Raw genomic sequence first — 18,184 nt, 5'->3', positions numbered from 1 at the left:
GGACATGCCCTAGCGGCGCGCCACGGTCCCGGCCGCCAGGCCGTTGACCCAGAGCCGGTCCACACGGGCGCGTTCGGTCGCGTTCGGAACCTCGTTACGGCAGGAGGTGCCGGGGCCGCCGCCCGACATCAGCTCGCTGCACGGACCCGAGTAGTGGTCCGGGAGGCCGAGCACGTGCCCGGTCTCATGGGCGACGACACGGATCGAGTCGTACTGCTGGTTCTGCCGGTAGTCCAGGAAGATGTAGCCGTTCCCGTGGCCGTCGGTGCTGGCGTACGAGCCCTGGCTGGAGTTGCCCTCGTAGTACGCGAAGTCCGCGTTGCTGCCTTCCTGGAGCTTCACGTTCTTCTCCGCGGAGTTCCAGATCTGCGCGCTGCGCGATATCTGGGACCTGAACGACGGCGCGTTGCCGGTGCTGTAGATGAGGGTGACGGTCTGCAGGCCGGGGTTGGCCGCGCGCTTGGCCGCGACGGACCGCTGGACGGCGTCGAAGAACGCCTTGTTGGCGGCCGCGTTCTCGTTCGAACCGGCGTAGGTGGCGTAGGACGCCGAGGCCTGGGCCGCGGACTGGTCCGCCTGGGGGGCGGCGGCGATGGCGGGCACAGTGCCCAGACTCGCAGCGAGGCCGATGCCCAGCGCTGCCGCGAGCAGCACCTTGGGGTATCGCATGGGGGGTCTCCTTCTCCTCCGAGAAGCCGTCGGTCGCTGTCGGGTACAGCTGCATTGGGGGGAACGGCGACCGGGGCTGGGGGATGAACTGCTGTTGCCGGTGAGTGTGCGGGAGAAGCGCGCCGCCGGGGATGATGTCAGGGGCCGATAGGCCGGGAACATCCCCGGTACCGGGTGGCCAACTCGTACGCGAAAGACGGGTATTGCTGCGGTTCGGGACCCTGGTGCGACGTGCGGATCCCGCCATATCCTCCGCTCATGGAGCTCGAGGTGAGGCACCTTCGCGCACTGTGCGCCATCGCCGATACCGGCAGTGTGCGCAAGGCGGCGCGGCAGCTGGGGATGACCCAGCCGTCCTTGACGACACAGCTCCGACGGATCGAGAGCGCCCTCGGCGGACAGCTGTTCTCCCGGGAGCGCACGGGCAGCCGCCCGACGCCGCTGGGGCGCACGGTCCTGTGCCGGGCGCGGCCGCTCGTCGCCGAGATGAACACGCTGGTGGCCGAGACACAGGCGGCGGTGGTCAGGGCCGCGGGACCGCATCTGCGGATCGGCGGCACGGCGAGCCGCGCCATGGCCGGATGGGTGAGCAGGGTGCACGCCCGGCTGCCGGACTCGGACACCACGATCCGGGTGGACGTGTCGGCCAACGCCCTGCTGCAGATGGTCGCCCTGAACCAGCTCGACGTCGCCTTCGTCCACGAGGTCGAGGGTGCGCCGCTACGGATCCCGGACGGTCTCGAACGGCGGGTCCTCGTCGCGCGGGAACCGCAGTTCATCGCCCTGCACGCGCACCATCCGGCGGCGCGCCAGAGCGTGGTCTCGCTGTCCGACGTCGCCGGCGACCGCTGGATGGTCGACCCGAGCGTGGACGGTGAGTGGGACGGTGTACAACGGGCCCTGCGCGCATCGGGGTTCACGCCGCGAGTGGCGTACGGGGACTATCTGACCGCCGCCGACATGGTCGCCGCCGGTGAGGCGGTCGCCCCCTGCCAGCCGACTTCGCAGCCCCGGCACGGCATGGCCATCCGGCCGCTGCGCGGCGACCCGATAGCGGTCGAACTCTTCATGGCGTCCCGGGCGTTGCCCGAAGGTGCCGCCGGTGGGGTGGGAACCGCCGAGGTCGAAGCGCTCTACGCCGATCTGGTGGCGGCCTACCGGGAGGCGGCCGCCGCGGCGACCACGTACCGGCAGTGGCTGGCCAGGAACAACCGGCCGCTGCTGTACGTGGACGAGGACGAGCTGTCCCGGACCGCCGGCTGCGCCTGACACCCGCCGGAGCGGTCAGCCGGCGTCCGGCGGCTGGAAGGCGGCGAGCAGGCGTTCGGCGGCGAGCGTCGCGGTGAGGGTGCCTTCGCGGACCTGCCGTTCCACCACGGGCGCGAGACCACGGACGTCGGGGTGCTCGCGCACCCGGGCGAGGAGCTGGTCGCGGACCATGGACCAGGTCCATTCGATCTGCTGGTCCCGCCGCTTGGCCTCCAGCCGGCCATCGGTACGCAGCACGCGCCGGTGCTGTTCGAGGCGCTCCCAGACCGCGTCGAGTCCGCTGTTCTCCCGCGCGCTGCAGGTGAGCACGGGCGGCGTCCAGCCCGCGTCCAGCGGCTGCAGCAGCCGCAGTGCGCCGGCCAGTTCCCGGGCGGCGGAGGCCGCCTCGCGCTCGTGCGGACCGTCGGCCTTGTTGACGGCGACGATGTCGGCGAGTTCCAGGACACCCTTCTTGATGCCCTGCAGCTGGTCGCCGGTGCGGGCAAGGGTGAGCAGCAGGAAGGAGTCGACCATGTTGGCCACGGCGGTCTCGGACTGGCCGACCCCGACGGTCTCGACGAGCACCACGTCGTAGCCCGCCGCCTCCATGACGATGATCGACTCACGGGTGGCCCTGGTCACGCCGCCCAGCGTGCCGGAGGTGGGGGAGGGCCGCACGAAGGCCGCCGGGTCCACCGCCAGCCGCTCCATCCGGGTCTTGTCGCCCAGGATGGAGCCACCGGTCCTGGTCGAGGACGGGTCGACGGCGAGGACCGCGACCCGGTGGCCGAGGCCGGTGAGCAGGGTGCCGAGCGCGTCGATGAACGTGGACTTGCCCACGCCGGGCACCCCGCTGATGCCGACCCGGCGCGCCGTTCCCGAGTGCGGGAGCAGCTCGGTCAGCAGCCGCTGGGCCAGCTCGCGGTGGGCGGGGCGGGTGGACTCGACGAGGGTGATCGCACGGGCGATGTGCGGCCGCGACCCGTCGAGGACGCCCTTGATGTAGCCGTCGATGTCGATCGTGGGTGCCATCGGCTCACAACTCGTGGCCGAGAGCGGCGGCGAGGGTGTTCAGCAGGTCGTACGCCGCGTCCGGGATCACCGTGCCGGGCGGGAACACCGCCGCCGCGCCCGCCTGGTGGAGGGTCTCGATGTCCTGCGGCGGGATGACGCCGCCGACGACGATCGTGATGTCCTCCCGGCCGGCCTCGGCGAGCTGCTCGCGCAGCGCCGGCACCAGCGTCAGATGGCCGGCCGCGAGCGAGGAGACACCGACGATGTGGACGTCCGCCTCGACCGCCTGCCGGGCCACTTCGGCCGGCGTCTGGAACAGCGCGCCGACGTCGACGTCGAATCCGAGGTCGGCGAAGGCGGTGGCGATCACCTTCTGGCCGCGGTCATGGCCGTCCTGGCCCATCTTGGCGACCAGGATGCGCGGGCGGCGGCCCTCGGCCTCGGCGAACGCGTCCGCCAGCTTGCGGGTGCGCTCCACGCCGGGTGACGTTCCTGCCTCGTCCCGGTACACACCGGTGATGGTACGGATCTGGCCGACGTGCCGCCCGTACACCTCCTCCAATGCGTTCGAGATCTCTCCGACGGTCGCCTTGGCGCGCGCCGCGTTCACCGCGAGCGCGAGCAGGTTGCCCTCCAGGCCGCCGCCGGGCCGGTTGCCGTCCCGGGCGGCCGCGGTCAGCGCGCGCAGCGCGTCCTGGCAGGCGCCCTCGTCGCGCTCCGCGCGCAGCCGCCGCAGCTTCTCGATCTGCTGGGTGCGGACCGAGGAGTTGTCGACCTTGAGGACGTCGATCTTCTCGTCCGTGCCGACGCGGTACTTGTTGACGCCGATCAGCGCCTGCCGCCCGGAGTCGATACGGGCCTGGGTACGGGCAGCGGCCTCCTCGACGCGCAGCTTCGGAATGCCCGCGTCGATGGCCTTCGCCATGCCGCCCGCGGCCTCGACCTCTTCGATGTGCTGCCAGGCGCGCCGGGCGAGATCGTGGGTGAGCTTCTCGACGTACGCGCTGCCGCCCCACGGGTCGATGACCCGGCAGGTGCCCGACTCCTGCTGCAGGAACAGCTGGGTGTTGCGGGCGATGCGCGCGGAGAAGTCGGTGGGCAGCGCCAGCGCCTCGTCCAGCGCGTTGGTGTGCAGCGACTGGGTGTGGCCCTGGGTGGCGGCCATGGCCTCCACACACGTGCGCGGCACGTTGTTGAACACGTCCTGCGCGGTCAGCGACCAGCCCGAGGTCTGGGAATGGGTGCGCAGCGACAGCGACTTGGGGTTCTTGGGATCGAAGCCCTTGACGAGCTTGGCCCACAGCAGCCGGGCCGCGCGCAGCTTGGCGATCTCCATGAAGAAGTTCATGCCGATGGCCCAGAAGAACGACAGCCGCGGTGCGAACGCGTCCACGTCAAGACCGACCGCCAGCCCGGCGCGCAGGTACTCGACACCGTCGGCCAGTGTGTAGGCCAGCTCCAGGTCGGCCGTGGCCCCGGCCTCCTGGATGTGGTAGCCGGAGATGGAGATGGAGTTGTAGCGCGGCATCTTCTGCGAGGTGTACGCGAAGATGTCGGAGATCACCCGCATCGACGGCTGCGGCGGGTAGATGTAGGTGTTGCGGACCATGAACTCCTTGAGGATGTCGTTCTGGATGGTCCCCGCGAGCTTCTCCGGGGGCACACCCTGTTCCTCGGCCGCGACGATGTAGAGGGCGAGGACCGGCAGCACCGCGCCGTTCATCGTCATCGACACGCTCATCCGGTCCAGCGGGATCCCGTCGAACAACTGCCGCATGTCGTAGATGGAGTCGATGGCCACGCCCGCCATGCCGACATCGCCCGTGACCCGCGGATGGTCGCTGTCGTAGCCGCGGTGGGTGGGCAGGTCGAAGGCGATCGACAGCCCCTTCTGCCCGGCCGCGAGGTTGCGCCGGTAGAAGGCGTTGGACTCCTCGGCGGTGGAGAAGCCGGCGTACTGCCGGATCGTCCACGGCTGGTTGACGTACATGGTCGGGTACGGTCCGCGCAGATACGGCGCGATCCCCGGATAGGTCTCCAGGAAGTCGAGCCCGGCCAGGTCGTCGGAGGTGTAGAGCGGCTTGACGGCGATGCCCTCCGGGGTCTGCCAGAGCAGGTCCTCGTCGTCCTTGCCCGTGCTTTCCCGCACGGCCGCCCGCCACTGGTCACCGGTGATGCCGCCACCGGGGGCGGCATCCGCCGGGCCGTCCGGCTCCAGGCCGATGTCCGCGAAGTCCGGGATCGGTCCCGGCTGCCCCGTGCTGCCCTGCATCACGCCACTCCCATGCGGTCGAGGACGGAGGCGAGGACGGCGACCGCGTCGCCGCCCGCGAAGACGAACTCGTCGACTCCGGCCCGAAGATACGTTTCACGCTGCTCGCCAGGGCGGCCCGCGAGGAACACCCGCAGTGCGCCGGCCGAGACCAGGGCGGCCGCCGTGTCCACGGCCTGCTCGGCGTAGAGCTTGTCGCTGGAGCACAGACAGGCCACGGTGGCGCCGCTGCGCGCGAACGCCTCGGCGACCGACGCCGCGTCGACCGTCACCGGGTCCTGGACGGTCTCGATGCCGCCCGCCTGGAAGAGGTTGGCGGCGAAGCTCGCGCGGGCGGTGTGCGCCGCGGCCGGGCCCAGCGCGGCCAGGAAGGCCCGCGGCCGGGAACCGGTGGCGGCCAGATGGGCGTCGGAGCGGGCCCGCAGCGCCTCGAAGGCGTCGTCGCGCCGGACCGTCGGCAGTCCGCCGCCGTCCCCTTCGGCGACCCCGGCCGGATCGGGCGCGGCCTCGCGCTCCACCGACTGCTCGGACAGATTCGGGAACTCGCTGACACCCGTGATCGGCTCGCGGCGGTGCGCGAGGTCCGCGGACCGCTGCTCCCAGGTGCCCGACAGGCGTTCGGCGACCAGACCGGACCGCAGCGCCGCCGCCTGGCCCCCGGCACGTTCGATCTCCTGGAACCAGGACCACGCGGCATGCGCCAGCTCGTCCGTCAGCTGCTCCACGTACCAGGAGCCGCCCGCCGGGTCGATGACCCGGGCCAGGTGCGACTCCTCCATCAGGATCGACGAGGTGTTGCGGGCGATCCGCCGGGCGAAGTCGTCCGGCAGGCCGAGCGCGTCGTCGAAGGGCAGCACGGTGACGGTGTCGGCGCCGCCCACACCGGCCGCCACACAGGCGACGGTGGTGCGCAGCATGTTCACCCACGGGTCGCGCCGGGTCATCATCACCGGCGAGGTCACCGCGTGCTGGCGCTGCGCCCCCGCGGTGGAGGCCGCCCCGCTGGCCTGGGCCACCCGGGCCCACAGCCGCCGCGCGGCGCGCAGCTTGGCGATGGTCAGGAACTGGTCGGCGGTCGCCGCGTAACGGAATTCCAGCTGGGCGCAGGCCGCGTCGACGGTCAGTCCCGCGGCGGTCAGCGCCCGCAGATAGGCGACGCCGGTGGCGATGGAACAGCCCAGTTCCTGCGCGGCCGAGGCACCGGCCCCGTGGTAGGGCAGCGCGTCCACCGTCAGGGCCCGCAGTCCGGGGTACTCACGGTCGCACCGGGCGGCGAGCGCGGCGGCGGCCGCCGACTGCGCGTCGAGGGCGGAGTGCTGTCCGGTACGGGCCGCCAGCCCCAGCGGGTCCGCGCCGAGGTTGCCGAGCGCCGAGTGCGCGGGCACCCCGCGCGTCCCGTAGAGGCGCAGCAACTCCGCGGCGGCGGCCTCGAACTCGGGGCCGGCGTCCAGAACGACCGGCGCCAGGTCGAGATAGACGCCCTCGAGGGCCGCCGGGATCCCGGACACCGGCATGCCGGTGCCGCCGACCAGCAGCCACAGTGAGGTGACGCCGTTCTCCAGGTCCGCGAGCACCGCCTCGTTGGTGCGCTTCGGATCGGGCCGGGCATGCCGCTGGCGCACGTCCCACCCGGTGCCCGCGGTGCCCTCCGGCCGTCCGGCGCGGGTGAACGGCGGGAAGCCGGGATAGCCGGGATCCGCGGCGCTGTCCTGCGCGGTGTACAGCGGACGGGTGGCGATGCCGTCCTGGAGCATGGTGGACAGCGTTTCCTCGGCCGGGGTACCCGGGACCGCTGTACCCGCTTTGGTGAGAACGCCTTCGACAAGGCGTTGCCACTGCTCGCGGGAAGCGTCGGGGAACTCGTCGGCCAAGGGGAGTCCGGGATCAGGCAGGACCGTCATGAGGAAAGGCTAGGGCAGCCGCTAAAGGCAGGGCAGGCCCACGACTGTGACCTTGCCCTCCTTGTCCGTCCCCACCGTCCTGAACTGGGGCTTTTGGGCCTTCGGCGGGTGGCTGCCGCGGACGGTCAGGGGGCCCGGACGGGTGTGGCCCAGGGGGTGGGTGGGGAGCCCGCGCCGGCCCGGACGACACTGACCGGCGCCCGATTCATCCGCGAGCGGGCCGGATCAGGCCTCGATCGGGGAGGCGGCGTCCAGTACGGAGGCCGGCGCGGCCTGGAGGTTCGCGGAGGCGCCGCGCCGGAAGGCCCGCTCGTAGGCCTCGTCGCCGATGCCGGCGCGCGCCGTCCGTTCGCACTCCTCCCGGATCGGGCCCAACTCCGGCGTTCCGCGCTGGGGATGTCCGACGGTGCGCCAGAAGGCCTGCCCGACGCCGAAGACGGAGCTCGGTGACGTCACCGTCCGGGCGGGTGAGGGTGTGCTCGTCCCACTGGCCGCGGCCAACCGCGACGAACGGGCCTTCCCCGAGCCGGACCGGCTCGACGTGGGGCGTCCCGGCCGCCGGCATCTGGCCTTCGGCTTCGGCGTCCACCAGTGCCTGGGACAGCCGCTGGCCCGCCTGGAACTCCAGATCGCCCTCACCGGCATCGTACGGAGACTTCCGGGACTGCGGATCGGCGTTCCCGCCGGGGAGCTGTCGTTCCGCCACACCATGGCGGTGTTCGGACTCTTCCACCTGCCCGTCGTCTGGTGAGCCCGGCCCCCGCCGTGAACCAGCCGTCCCTCCCCATCACGACATCGTGAAGGAGTACCCGGTGCGTGTCACCGTCGACCGCGCCCTGTGCTGCAGCTCGGGCCTCTGCGTCCTGACCGCCCCCGACGTCTTCGACCAGGCGGACGACGACGGCCGGGTTCTTCTGCTGGCCGGCCCACCCGAGAGCGAGGAATCCGCTGTCGAGGAAGCGGTCGCGTGCTGCCCGGCGGGGGCCATCGGCGTCACGGACTGACGCCGCCGGCGGCCCGCCGGGGGAGGCCGGTCAGTGGGACCACTGCCTCCGCTTCGCGCAGATGCACTTGGTGCGGTGACACCGCGGGCAGACCACGCGCACGACGGCGCTCATCGACAGGCGGGAAGAATCCACGGCACACTCCCGGGTCTCGTGGGTGACAATGGTCGCTCGTCGCGTACCCCCCTCCTGGGGAGATCACGCCCTGCTTCCTCGGCGCCCCGCTCGATGCCCGCTCGGGGGAACGCCGTTGAAGGAGAACGCAGTTGGCGCGGAGCGCAGCCGATGCGGTACCTGTGTCCGTGCGCGGCGTCCCGCCGTCGCCGGTCCGCGGATCGTGTCGTCCGCCCCGGGTTCATGATCCGGATGCGATATTGAGCCGGTCCTTCACGCCGGCTCGGAGCGCGGCGGCCCCGTCCGGCGCTCCAGAACCCGAGGAATGCCGATGACGCCGTCCGCCGAACCCCTCGCGCTGCTCTCCCGCTCCCTGGACCAGGCCGGCGCGCTCGTCGCCTCGGTCACCGATGACCAGCTGCCGCTGCCGACCCCTTGCCGCGCCTGGACCGTCGCCGCATTGGTCGATCACCTCATCGACGATCTGGAGCAGTTCACGAAACGGGCCGGCGGCGGTACTCCCACGGCGGGCGAGTCGGGGCAGGGCACGGGCAGCGGGCGGGCCGAGGCCTTCTCCGACGGCTCCGCGGCGCTCCTCGGGACCTGGGCGCGGGCCGGCGATCTCACCGGCACGATTGAGCTCCCCGGCATGGGCGAGGTACCCGCCAGGTTTCCCGTCGACCAGCAGATCACCGAGTTCGCCGTCCACGCATGGGACCTGGCGAAGGCGCTGGGCCGGCCGGTCACCCTCGACCCCGAGGTGGGCGAGGCGGCACTCGGCTGGGCCCGGGGCGCGCTGCGCCCGGAGTTCCGGGGCGAGGAAGGCGGCCCCGAGGCCTTCGGCCCGGAGGTGACCGCCCGCCCGGACGCCCCGGTGTACGACCGCCTCGCGGCGTTCTTCGGCCGTGATCCCCAGCAGCGGGGCTGATGCACCGGCCCACCGGGTGTGGGACTTGCCGGCGCCGCGATGAGACGTGGACCACAATCCCGGTGCGGATGTCACACTCCGGCCATCCGTACCGCTCTCAGGTCGCACCAGCGACAGGAGGCCCACGATGTCCGACACCCCGCCCGCCGACCGTGCCCGCGAAACGGCGGCGGACGATGCCACGGGGGTGTTCGTCGGCCACCGTGAGCTGCTGTTCTCGATCGTCTACGACATGCTCGGCAGCGTCGCCGACACCGAGGACGTCCTGCAGGAGACCTGGCTGGCGTGGACGTCCAGAGTCGGAGCGCCCGGCGCGGAGCCGGTCCTCGTCCCGCGCCCGTACCTGGTGCGGATCGCGGTGAACAAGGCGCTCGCGCGCCAGGCCGTGATCAGCCGGCGGCGTGAGACGTACATCGGCCCGTGGCTCCCCGAGCCGCTGATCACGCCACTCACCGACGCGACGGCCACCGGTGACGGCGCTGATGTGGCCGAACGCACCGAGTCGGTGTCGATGGCGCTGCTGGTCGTCCTGGAGACCCTGACCCCGCTGGAACGCGCGGTGTTCGTCCTGCACGAGCTGTTCGGCTACGCCCACACCGAGACCGCGGACATCCTCGACCGCAGTCCCGCGGCGGTCCGCCAGCTCGCGCACCGTGCCCGTGAACACGTGCACGCCCGGCGTCCCCGCTACCGGGCCGACCCGCGGCTGCGGCAGCAGGTGACCGAGCGGTTCGCCGCGGCGGTGTCCGGCGGTGACCTGCGGGCCCTGCTCGAACTGCTGGCGCCCGATGTGACGCTGTGGGCCGACGGCGGAGGCAAGGCCACGGCCGCGGGACTGCGGCCGGTCCACGGCCGCGACACGGTGGCCAAGCTGCTGTCCACCCGCGCCGGCAGCGTCGGACGCGGCCTGGACATCCGCTACGAGTGGATCAACGGGGACCCGTCGGCGGTGCTGTTCCGCGCCGGATCGCCCTTCGCGGTGCTGGTCGTCGAACTGGTCCCGGACAGTGCTCAGGTGCAGGGCATCTACTTCGTGACCAATCCCGACAAGCTCTCCCGCATCGGCTGACCGCGGGGGCGTACGGCGTGGGCGAACACCACAGTGAACACCGCAGTGAACACTGCAGCGAACACCAAAGCGAACACCGCGCCGTGCGCCCGGCCCGACGGTGCGTCAGCCCCGTTCACTAGAGTGGCGGAGTGACGGAATTCAGTGTTCTTGTCGATACATCTACCTGGCAGCCGGGCTTCGAACGACGGCTCCGCGCCGCGTACGGTGCCGTGGGGTATCCCGAGGAGGCGGCGGAGTTCAGCCTCGGACGGCTGCGCGACGGCATCGCCGAGTGGACCGTCGCCGAGATCCTCTCGGCCGGTACCGGAGTGGGCTTCGTCGCGGTGACGATGGAAGCGGACACCCCCACCGGCCGCATCGGCGACCTCTGGGTCGACGCGGCCCACGCCGGGCAGGGCCATGAACGGGCCGCCAGGACCTGGGCCGAGGGATGGTGCGGGCGGCAGGGCGCGACGCGGGTCGCCGTGCGGCTCGTCGAGCCGGACGTACTCTTCGCCGATTACCCAGTGCGGGGCCAGCTCAGAATGCGCGTCATCGCCGCCGCGGCGACGCCGTTCGACGGGGTCACCGCCCGGCCGATGACACCGGCCGAGTATCCGGGGTGGCTGGCGGCCGAGAACGCGGCCTTCGCCGCCGATATCGTCCGGTCCGGTGCCACGACCCCTGACGAGGCCCGCAAGAAGGCCGACAGGGCTTACACGGAACTGATCCCCGAAGGCCTGGACACCGAGGACCATTCCATCCTGGTCCTGGAGCACGCGGGAGCCCGGATCGGCACCGGGTGGCTGAAGCACCACCACATGCCGGGGGTGACCTTCGGCTTCTCGCTGGAGGTCGACGAGGAACACCGCGGCAAGGGGTACGGCAGGGCCGCGATGGCCGTGGGGGAGCGGGCCACCGTCGAGGCCGGCGACTCCGCCCTGATGTTCAACGTGTTCGGTGGGAACGAGGTGGCGATGAGCCTGTACACCAGCGCGGGCTACCCGGTGGTCGAGGAGACCCGGTCCATCGAACTGCCGACGAGGACCGGCTCCCTGCCGTAACAGTGACCGGACCGGGACCGGATCGGACCTCTTCCCGGCTCCCTTGCGTCAGGCGCAGTAGCGGATCAGCCAGTCGTTGTCGGGGTTGCGGCCGAACTGGGGGTCGTTCGGCGGATCCGACGGGCTCTCCTCGACCATCTGCTCCGGCGCTATGCGCTCGGGAAGCTGCCCGAAGCGGGCGGCCCGCCCCTCGGCCGGGTCTTCGGCGGGACGCTGCCCGTCGAGGCCCTGCCCGTTGGAATGACCCGCTCGTTCATGACGTGCGTTCATGGCGACCCCGGACTCGGCTCGGCACAGATGGGAACCCTCTGGCTCCCACTCCGCCAACGAACCGCCGGCCCCGGAGATTCCCCGGTCCGCCCCTTGCTGACCACCGCCGGAGCGCAGCCGGCACAGCGGGTGGTCGCGGTGCGATCGATGCCGATCCGGCGGAGCACGGACCCGACCCCTAGCACTGTTGGGGGTCAGGACGCAGCTGTTCCGTGAAACAGGTCCGGATCGCGCCGGGTGCCCGTACGGTGACTCGCGTCGACCCTGACCCTGTCGGTACCCCCGCACGATCGTCCCGTAGCTGAGGGAGCCGTCGTGGAAGAGTCCACCCTGCCCGTGTTCTCACCGGATCACACCCGTACCCACGGGGATTGCACCGTGGTGCCGCTTCGCGGCGAGATCGACCTTCTGACCGCCCCCGACCTCACCCGCTTCCTGGACGACCTGACCGAGGGCGTCCACCCTGACCTGCTCATCGATCTGCGGCAGGTGGACTTCCTCGACGGCAGCGGCATAACGACCCTGGTGCGCGCCCGCAGCCGGGCGGTCGCCCGTGACGGCCGGCTCCGACTGCTCTGCACCCACCCGCCGACGCTGCGGATCCTCCGGCTCCCCGAACTCCGGCTGCACTTCGACCTGCTGGAGCACATGCCGGCCCCCGAACCGGCCCCTTAGCCCCCCGGTCAGGTCCTCTCAGATCCGCTCAGGTCCGCTCAGGTCCGCGGACGCCGCGCCGCGAACAGGCCGATCACGCCGACCAAGGCGGTGGGCGCTCCCAGTAGCGTCCACACCGGCACGTGGGTGAAGAGGCCTATGGCGTTGCACACCACCCCGAACAAGATCAACGCCTTCCACCGGCCAAGGGGGCCGCGCGTCTGCTGCTGCGTCATTTCCGCTCCTCACTGAAGAGTGCCGCGCTGTCCCTGCGGCATGGGTCGAACGTAGCCACGGCCGCGCGGCCCCGTCGCGGGTTCGTCCGCGCCGCAACTCACGTCGTGCCAGGTCGGAGTGGGGTCGCCGAGAAAACAGCCGGTCCCCGGTGCGGCCCGCTCCGGGAACACCGGCCGAACAGCCGCTCCGGACGGCAGACTGGGAACCTCGACGCGGCAGTGGGCCCACAGGACTCACATCGGCCGGTGCGGCGCGGGGAGCGGGGGCGGGGGTGGCGGCGGTGACCGGGCGCGGATCCGGGGAGGCACGGGCGGCGTTCGCGGAGGCGCTGGCGCGTCTGCGCCGGGAGTTGCCCGACGTGTCGGACGAGACACTGGCGCGCCGCGCCGGCCGCACGGCGCTGCCGTCGGGGCGCAGGGTCGAGGTCAACGCCCGGCGGCTGGGGGAGTGGCTCGGCGGCCGGTCGGTGCCACGGGACTTCGACGTCGTCGTGGCCGTGGTCCGCGCCGTCGAGACCGCGGTGGCCAGAACCGGGCCGGGACCGGCTCCCCGGCTGTCCATCGCGCAGTGGGAACGGCTGTGGCGCGCCGCCTACGAGGAACGCTCCCCTGCCCGGAACGGCGCCGCGGAATCAAGTGCCGGAACGGAACCGGGCCCGGCGGGAGCGGCGCGCGGCCTTGCCGTCGGCCGTCCGCCGAGCGACGCGGCGGCCCTGCGGGAGCGCCCGGACCTGGCCGGCGCGCTGGACTCCGCCATCGAGGAGGGTCAGGTCCGCCAGGTCGTGTTCACCGGGGCGGGCGGGGGTCGGCAAGTCGCAGCTGGCGGCGGCCGCCTTCCACCGCGCCCGGCAGCGCGGCCAGTTGGCGGTCTGGGTTCCCGCGTCGTCCCGTCAGTCGGCACTGACGGCCTGTGCCCGCGCCTGGCGGGTGATGGCCGGCGAGGGTGCCGCCGGCGCCCGGGACGCCGGTGGCGGGGACCGGGGATGGGACGAGGAGGCGGAGGCGGACCTGTTCGTCGGCTGGCTGCGTACGACCACCCGGCCGTGGCTCGTGGTGCTGGACGACGTCGACGACCCGGCGGAACTGGCGGGGATCTGGCCCGTCGGCGACCACGGGACGAGCGTCGTCACCACCCGCCGCCGCGACGCGTCGGTGATCCGGCCGTCCGCCCGGATCATCCGGGTCGGGATGTTCACCCCAGAGGAAGCCGCGGGATGTCTGCGTGCCCGCCTCAGCGCGGCTCCAGGCCCTTCGTCGTCCCCGGCCTCCGACAGCATCACGGGACCGCAGGACGACACCGGAGTGGAGTCCCTCGCCGAGGCGTTGGGCTGCTTCCCGCTGGCGCTGTCCCAGGCGGCGGCGTTCGTCATCGACACAGGCTTGAGCCTCGCGCAGTACCGGCGGCTCCTCGACGACCAGCAGGAGACGCTGGCGGACCTGTTCCCCTCCTCGTCCCCGGCCGACGAACACGGCGGGACGGTGTCCAGCACCTTCCGGCCGGCCCTCGAACGCGCCGAGACGCTGGCCCACCCCGGGACGGTCCGCGCGGCGCTGGAACTGGTGGCGATGCTGGCTCCCGGCGGCATACCCGAGGTGGTGCTGCACACCGGCGCCGCCCGGCGCTGGATCGGCAAGGAGCAGGACCGGCCGCGGGAACGGGACGTCCTCCTCGCGCTGCGCGCCCTGCACCGGCTGAGCCTGGTCACCCACGACAGCGAACGCGGCCCCGCCACGGTCGAGGCGCACGCCCTGGTGCAGCGCGCCGCGCGGGAGACCGTACCTGCCGGTGACCGGCCGGCCCTGGCCGCCGCGGCGGCGGACGCACTGGAAGAGGTCTGGGCGTCGCGGGAGATCCGTCCCGACCTCGCGGCCGCTCTGTACCGCAATGTGGAGGCGCTCCGGCTGACGGCCGGCGACCTGTTCCGGGAGGGCCGGATGCATCCCGTGCTGCGCCGTACCGGTCCCCATCTGACCGGTCTGGGCCGGGCCGCCGCCGCCCGGGACACCTGCTCCGAACTACTGGTCCGGGCACGGGCCCGGCTGGGGGAGGGGCACCGGGACGTCCTGTTCCTCCGCTCGCAGGTCGCCCAGGCCGTCGGTGACCGCGGCAACGCCACCGCCGCCCACGCCGAGCTGACCGCGATCCGGAGCGAGGCCGAACGGAACCTCGGCGCGGCGGATCCCGACACGCTGTCCGTGCGGCTGCACGAAGCCCGCTTCCTGATGGAGTCGGGCGCGGTCGGCGAGGCGTCGGAGGCCTTCACCACCCTCGCCGCCGACGCGGCCCGCGCGCTCGGGCCGGGCGCCGCGCTCACTCTCGACGCCCGCGGCTACGCCGCCATGTGCCGGGGGCTCGCGGGCGACGCGGTCGCCGCGCGTGACGCCTACGCCGCGGTCGCCGAGGACCTGGAGCGGGAACGGGGCCTCGGCGACCCGGCCACCCTCGGTGCCCTCACCGACCTGGGACGGTGGATCGGGGAGGCGGGAGACCCCGACGCGGCGGTCGAGATGCACCTCAAGGCCGTCGACGCCCTGTGCACGGCCGCCGGACCACTCCACCACGACACCCTCGTCGCCCGGCACAACCTCGCCTACTGGCGGGGCCTGGCAGGCAGCCCCGAGCAGGCGGTCGAGGAGTTCGCCGCCGCCGCGCACGACGCGGAACGCGCGCTCGGGGCCGACCATCCGACGACCCTCACCTGCCGCGTCAACCTCGCCTTCTGGAGCGGCCTCACCGGCCGCCCGGCCGACGCCGTGACCGAACTGGCCGGTCTCCAGCCGCTCATCGACCGGATCCTGGGCGCCGACCATCCCCGGGCGCTGCGAACCCGGCAGCAGAGTGCCGAACTGCAGGACAGGGCGGGCGACCGCGCCGGGGCGAGGACCCGTCTGACGACCCTGCTGGCCGACATGACGCGGGTCCAGGGCGCGGAACATCCCCGGACCCGCGAAGTGGCGGAGCTGCTGAAGCACTGGGGCAGCCTCGCCGGCTCCTAGACCGTGCGGAGCCACACCCGTACCCCCACGGACCAGACACCGCTCATCCGGCGGCGGGTCCCAGCCGGGCCAGCGTGTCGAGCAGCTTGGCGCGGCTGACGAAGACCTCCGGCGGCAGCGAGACGTACAGCTGGATCGTGGTCACCCCCGGGATGTGGTACCGCAGAATCCGCTCCCGGCACTCCTCGGGCGATCCGCTGATGAACAGACCGTCCACGACCTCGTCCGGCAGCGACTTCTGGGCGCCCTCGGGATCGCCGGCCTCCCACCGTTCGTGCGACTCCCGCAGCAACTCGCCGTGCCCGAGCCACTCGTGGAACTTGCGGTACGGCTCGCGGTTGAGGATCCACGCAAGGAAGGGGCGGGTGGCGCGGTGGGCGTAGTCGGTGTCCTCGGTGGGGCACACGAACACCTTCACCACCAGCTCCTTGCCGGCCGGCTGCGGCCCGACCGCGTTCAGCACGGTGGGGACGTCCTCGGGGAAGAGCAGATTGGTGATCGCCCCGTCCCCCTCGGTGAACCCCAGCCGCAGCATGCCAGGACGCAGCGCGCCCAGGATGACCTTGACCGGGGCGGCCGGCGGGTGCGGCAGCTGGAAACCGGTGATGGAGAAGGTGTCGAAGTCCCCGGAGACGTGTTCGCCGCGCAGCGCACGGGTGACGAACCGCAGGACGTCCCGGGTGCGTTTGAACGGTTCGTCGAACGGGATGCCGTTGATGTCCGTGACATGGGCCGGTACGGAGGCGCCGATCCCCAGGAGCACCCGTCCGGGGGCGAGTTGGGCGAGGGTCGCGGCGGTCTGGGCGAGTACCGCGGGACCGCGGGTGTGCACCGGGACGATGCCGGTGCCGATGCGCAGCGACGAGGACCAGGCGGCTGCCGCGGCCAGCGGGGTGAAGGCGTCGGTCCCGCCGCCCTCGGCGCTCCAGACGTCGGTGTAGCCGAGGTCCGGGAGCCGTTCGACGATGAAGCGGTGCCGGTCGATGGTGAGCCCCGGCAGCGGCAGGGTGATGCCCCACCGCGGTGGGGCCGCCGCGAGGCGCGGAGGCAGGTCGTGCGGGGCGGTCATGGGGGCGACGGTCCTCTCGTGGCGGGTGAACGGCGGGAAGCGCCGGGCTACTTGCGGACCCAGACCGTCGTCAGGTCCAGGAACCATGACTGCGGCTGCACCAGACCGCGGACCTTGGGTGACAGCGCCCGCGGATTGCGGTCGTTCACCACGAAGAGCCACGGCGCGTCCTTGGTCACCAGATCCAGCGCCTGCCGGTAGTCGGCCCGCCGCTTGGCCTGGTCCGTCGAGGCCGACGCGGACGCGAGCAGGGTGTCCACCCGCGCGTTGGTGTAGTGGCCCGTCCAGAAGGGGCTCTTGCTGCCGATGAAGAGCGGCAGCAGCGCCTCGGACTGGAACAGGGTGGTGGACTGCGCGATCGCGTCCGAGCCGAGCGCGACCTGGCCCTTGGCCTCGGCGCTGATCAGGGTCGACCAGTCGGTGGTGCGGAGCTGCACCTTGATGCCGACGGCGGCGAGGTCGTGCTGGATCGCCTCGCTGATCGGCACCGGCAGCAGGTTGCCCGAGCCGCCGGTCGGAACGGTGACGGTGGTGCTGAAGCCGCCCGCCTTGCCCGCCTCGGCCAGCAACTGCCTGGCCTTGGCCGGGTCGTAGGAGTACGCGTCGCCGGCCGGGTCGAAGGCGAAGGTGGCCCGGGGCGCGGCCTGGTAGGCCGGGTCGGCGGTACCGTGCAGCAGCTTGCCGGCGATCGCCTTGCGGTCGATGGCGAAGTTGGCCGCCTGCCGGACCCGCGGGTCGTTCCACGGTGCTCTCGACGTGTCCAGGATCCAGTACCACAGGTGGTCGTAGCTGTTGGTGACGAGCTGCACCCCGTCGGCCTTGAGGCTGTCGATGTCGTCGGGGTTGGGGTACTCGATCCAGTTGACGCCGCCGGAGCGCAGCGCCGCGGTACGGGCGGCGACGTCCGGGAGCGACTTGATCACCAGCCGGTCGAGCTTCGGCGCACCGCGCCAGTACCCCTTGTAGGCGACCAGGTCGATCTCCTGCCCGGCGGTCTGGGAGCTGAACGCGAAGGGCCCGGTGCCGACCGGGTGCTGCCCGAAGTCGGCCGTTCCGTACTTCCGTACGGCGGTGGGGCTCGCGATCAGGACATGGGCGAGGTCCTCGGGGAAGTGTCCGTTGGGCGCGGTGGTGACCAGTTCGACGTGGTCGGCGTCGACCTTGCGGTACGTGGCGATGTCCCCGGCGTACTCCTGCGCGGCGGCGCCGAGCGCGTCGGTGCACTGCGCGTTGTGCTTGTCGAGGTACCGGTCGAGGTTGAAGACGACCGAGTCGGCGTCGAAGGGGGTGCCGTCCTGGAACTTCACGCCCTTGCGCAGGGTGAAGGTCCAGGTCCTGGCATCGGCCGCGACCTTCCAGGACTCCGCGAGCGCGCCGGTGATCTCCGGGGGCGCGTCGGTCCTGGACAGGTCGTAACGGGTGAGGCCCTCGTACAGCTGGAAGCCGACCAGGCGCTTGCCCTCGAATCCGGCGCCGCCGATGACGGTGTCGGGGTTGGGCAGCTTGCCGGTCGCGCCGATGACGAGTGTGCCGCCCCGGCCGTTGGTGTCGGAGGCACCCGGACCGTCCGAACCCGTCGTGGTGGCCGCCGATCCGCAGCCGGCAGCCGCGAGCAGCAGTCCCGCGGTCAGCAGGGCCCCGGTTCTGCGCCGGAAGCGTGGCGTGGCGTGGTGGTGCGTCATCGTGAGTCCTC

General features: G+C 72.4%; 17 protein-coding genes and 1 pseudogene. 8 read left to right on the top strand and 10 right to left on the bottom strand.

All coding sequences use genetic code 11. The features are described from left to right. Positions 1 to 9: 9 nt before the first annotated feature. A complete protein-coding gene (snpA, locus tag C8250_RS05445) occupies positions 10 to 669 on the bottom strand; it encodes a snapalysin (protein ID WP_138353459.1) in 660 nt (219 codons plus the stop codon). A gap of 258 nt (positions 670 to 927) precedes the next feature. Here snpA and C8250_RS05440 point away from each other — a divergent pair, with 258 nt between their 5' ends. Beyond that, a complete protein-coding gene (locus tag C8250_RS05440) occupies positions 928 to 1,938 on the top strand; it encodes a LysR family transcriptional regulator (RefSeq protein WP_138353460.1) in 1,011 nt (336 codons plus the stop codon). 15 nt (positions 1,939 to 1,953) lie between these two features. Here the strand turns inward: C8250_RS05440 and meaB are convergent, their stop codons facing one another. The 4 genes and pseudogenes from meaB to C8250_RS43360 all read right to left on the bottom strand — a co-directional run. Continuing rightward, entirely contained in the window at positions 1,954 to 2,949 is a 996-nt protein-coding gene (gene meaB, locus C8250_RS05435; RefSeq protein WP_138353461.1) for a methylmalonyl Co-A mutase-associated GTPase MeaB, read from the bottom strand. A 4-nt stretch (positions 2,950 to 2,953) separates the two neighbouring features. Then, positions 2,954 to 5,203: a methylmalonyl-CoA mutase gene (scpA, locus tag C8250_RS05430; RefSeq protein ID WP_138353462.1), complete on the bottom strand. Its 2,250-nt coding sequence runs from the start codon at positions 5,201 to 5,203 to the stop codon at positions 2,954 to 2,956. Beyond that, positions 5,203 to 7,104 carry a methylmalonyl-CoA mutase family protein gene (locus C8250_RS05425; RefSeq protein ID WP_138353463.1) on the bottom strand — a complete coding sequence of 634 codons (1,902 nt, stop codon included), beginning with the start codon at positions 7,102 to 7,104 and terminating at the stop codon, positions 5,203 to 5,205. The genes scpA and C8250_RS05425 overlap by 1 nt, the downstream gene beginning before the upstream one ends. A 225-nt stretch (positions 7,105 to 7,329) precedes the next feature. Further along, a pseudogene (locus C8250_RS43360) lies at positions 7,330 to 7,548 on the bottom strand (hypothetical protein); the annotation flags it as partial. Positions 7,549 to 7,579: 31 nt separating this feature from the next. Here C8250_RS43360 and C8250_RS05420 point away from each other — a divergent pair. The 5 genes from C8250_RS05420 to C8250_RS05400 all read left to right on the top strand — a co-directional run bounded on the left by C8250_RS05420 (position 7,580) and on the right by C8250_RS05400 (position 11,265). Next, positions 7,580 to 7,855, top strand: a complete 276-nt coding sequence (locus C8250_RS05420) for a cytochrome P450 (RefSeq protein WP_244808977.1) — start codon at positions 7,580 to 7,582, stop codon at positions 7,853 to 7,855. A 61-nt stretch (positions 7,856 to 7,916) separates the two neighbouring features. Then, the gene (locus tag C8250_RS05415; RefSeq protein WP_138353465.1) at positions 7,917 to 8,108 is read left to right on the top strand and encodes a ferredoxin; all 192 of its coding nucleotides are present in this window, start codon (positions 7,917 to 7,919) and stop codon (positions 8,106 to 8,108) included. Positions 8,109 to 8,553: 445 nt separating this feature from the next. Then, positions 8,554 to 9,150 carry a TIGR03086 family metal-binding protein gene (locus tag C8250_RS05410; protein ID WP_232485997.1) on the top strand — a complete coding sequence of 199 codons (597 nt, stop codon included), beginning with the start codon at positions 8,554 to 8,556 and terminating at the stop codon, positions 9,148 to 9,150. 127 nt (positions 9,151 to 9,277) lie between these two features. Then, positions 9,278 to 10,219 carry a sigma-70 family RNA polymerase sigma factor gene (locus C8250_RS05405; protein ID WP_138353467.1) on the top strand — a complete coding sequence of 314 codons (942 nt, stop codon included), beginning with the start codon at positions 9,278 to 9,280 and terminating at the stop codon, positions 10,217 to 10,219. 131 nt (positions 10,220 to 10,350) lie between these two features. Then, the gene (locus C8250_RS05400) at positions 10,351 to 11,265 is read left to right on the top strand and encodes a GNAT family N-acetyltransferase (RefSeq protein WP_138353468.1); all 915 of its coding nucleotides are present in this window, start codon (positions 10,351 to 10,353) and stop codon (positions 11,263 to 11,265) included. A gap of 48 nt (positions 11,266 to 11,313) precedes the next feature. On the opposite strand, the gene C8250_RS05395 is transcribed toward C8250_RS05400, so the two are convergent. Continuing rightward, a complete protein-coding gene (locus C8250_RS05395) occupies positions 11,314 to 11,535 on the bottom strand; it encodes a hypothetical protein (protein ID WP_138353469.1) in 222 nt (73 codons plus the stop codon). A gap of 315 nt (positions 11,536 to 11,850) precedes the next feature. Between C8250_RS05395 and C8250_RS05390 the strand changes: the two genes are divergently transcribed. Then, on the top strand, positions 11,851 to 12,210 hold the full coding sequence (locus C8250_RS05390; RefSeq protein ID WP_244808976.1) for an STAS domain-containing protein: 360 nt from the start codon (positions 11,851 to 11,853) through the stop codon (positions 12,208 to 12,210). A 38-nt stretch (positions 12,211 to 12,248) separates the two neighbouring features. Here the strand turns inward: C8250_RS05390 and C8250_RS05385 are convergent, their stop codons facing one another. Both C8250_RS05385 and C8250_RS43065 read right to left on the bottom strand, forming a co-directional pair. After that, positions 12,249 to 12,425 (bottom strand): hypothetical protein, encoded by a 177-nt coding sequence (locus C8250_RS05385; RefSeq protein ID WP_164292744.1) that lies wholly within the window; start codon positions 12,423 to 12,425, stop codon positions 12,249 to 12,251. A gap of 632 nt (positions 12,426 to 13,057) precedes the next feature. After that, positions 13,058 to 13,237: a hypothetical protein gene (locus tag C8250_RS43065; protein ID WP_198359123.1), complete on the bottom strand. Its 180-nt coding sequence runs from the start codon at positions 13,235 to 13,237 to the stop codon at positions 13,058 to 13,060. A 49-nt stretch (positions 13,238 to 13,286) separates the two neighbouring features. On the opposite strand from C8250_RS43065, the gene C8250_RS05380 reads away from it, so the two are divergent. After that, positions 13,287 to 15,422 carry a tetratricopeptide repeat protein gene (locus tag C8250_RS05380; protein ID WP_138353470.1) on the top strand — a complete coding sequence of 712 codons (2,136 nt, stop codon included), beginning with the start codon at positions 13,287 to 13,289 and terminating at the stop codon, positions 15,420 to 15,422. Positions 15,423 to 15,465: 43 nt separating this feature from the next. On the opposite strand, the gene C8250_RS05375 is transcribed toward C8250_RS05380, so the two are convergent. Together C8250_RS05375 and C8250_RS05370 are read right to left on the bottom strand one after the other, a co-directional pair. Next, positions 15,466 to 16,491: an LLM class F420-dependent oxidoreductase gene (locus C8250_RS05375; RefSeq protein WP_138353471.1), complete on the bottom strand. Its 1,026-nt coding sequence runs from the start codon at positions 16,489 to 16,491 to the stop codon at positions 15,466 to 15,468. A 47-nt stretch (positions 16,492 to 16,538) separates the two neighbouring features. After that, complete coding sequence (locus tag C8250_RS05370) at positions 16,539 to 18,173, bottom strand: ABC transporter substrate-binding protein (protein ID WP_138353472.1); 1,635 nt, start codon at positions 18,171 to 18,173, stop codon at positions 16,539 to 16,541. Positions 18,174 to 18,184 lie beyond the last annotated feature (11 nt).

The sequence above is a fragment of the Streptomyces sp. So13.3 genome (assembly GCF_005860785.2).
GTDB lineage: Bacteria > Actinomycetota > Actinomycetes > Streptomycetales > Streptomycetaceae > Actinacidiphila > Actinacidiphila fildesensis.
The sequence above is the reverse complement of the archived record's forward strand: the minus strand, read 5'-3'. Positions and strand labels throughout refer to the sequence as shown.

Excerpts from the sequence above, each read along its gene's own strand:
- C8250_RS05375 (WP_138353471.1), bottom strand. The coding sequence starts at position 16,491 with ATGACCGCCCCGCACGACCTGCCTCCGCGCCTCGCGGCGGCCCCACCG.
- meaB (WP_138353461.1), bottom strand. The coding sequence starts at position 2,949 with ATGGCACCCACGATCGACATCGACGGCTACATCAAGGGCGTCCTCGAC.
- snpA (WP_138353459.1), bottom strand. The coding sequence starts at position 669 with ATGCGATACCCCAAGGTGCTGCTCGCGGCAGCGCTGGGCATCGGCCTC.
- C8250_RS05370 (WP_138353472.1), bottom strand. The coding sequence starts at position 18,173 with ATGACGCACCACCACGCCACGCCACGCTTCCGGCGCAGAACCGGGGCC.
- C8250_RS05405 (WP_138353467.1), top strand. The coding sequence starts at position 9,278 with ATGTCCGACACCCCGCCCGCCGACCGTGCCCGCGAAACGGCGGCGGAC.
- C8250_RS05385 (WP_164292744.1), bottom strand. The coding sequence starts at position 12,425 with ATGACGCAGCAGCAGACGCGCGGCCCCCTTGGCCGGTGGAAGGCGTTG.
- scpA (WP_138353462.1), bottom strand. The coding sequence starts at position 5,203 with ATGCAGGGCAGCACGGGGCAGCCGGGACCGATCCCGGACTTCGCGGAC.
- C8250_RS05440 (WP_138353460.1), top strand. The coding sequence starts at position 928 with ATGGAGCTCGAGGTGAGGCACCTTCGCGCACTGTGCGCCATCGCCGAT.
- C8250_RS05395 (WP_138353469.1), bottom strand. The coding sequence starts at position 11,535 with ATGAACGCACGTCATGAACGAGCGGGTCATTCCAACGGGCAGGGCCTC.
- C8250_RS05425 (WP_138353463.1), bottom strand. The coding sequence starts at position 7,104 with ATGACGGTCCTGCCTGATCCCGGACTCCCCTTGGCCGACGAGTTCCCC.
- C8250_RS05410 (WP_232485997.1), top strand. The coding sequence starts at position 8,554 with ATGACGCCGTCCGCCGAACCCCTCGCGCTGCTCTCCCGCTCCCTGGAC.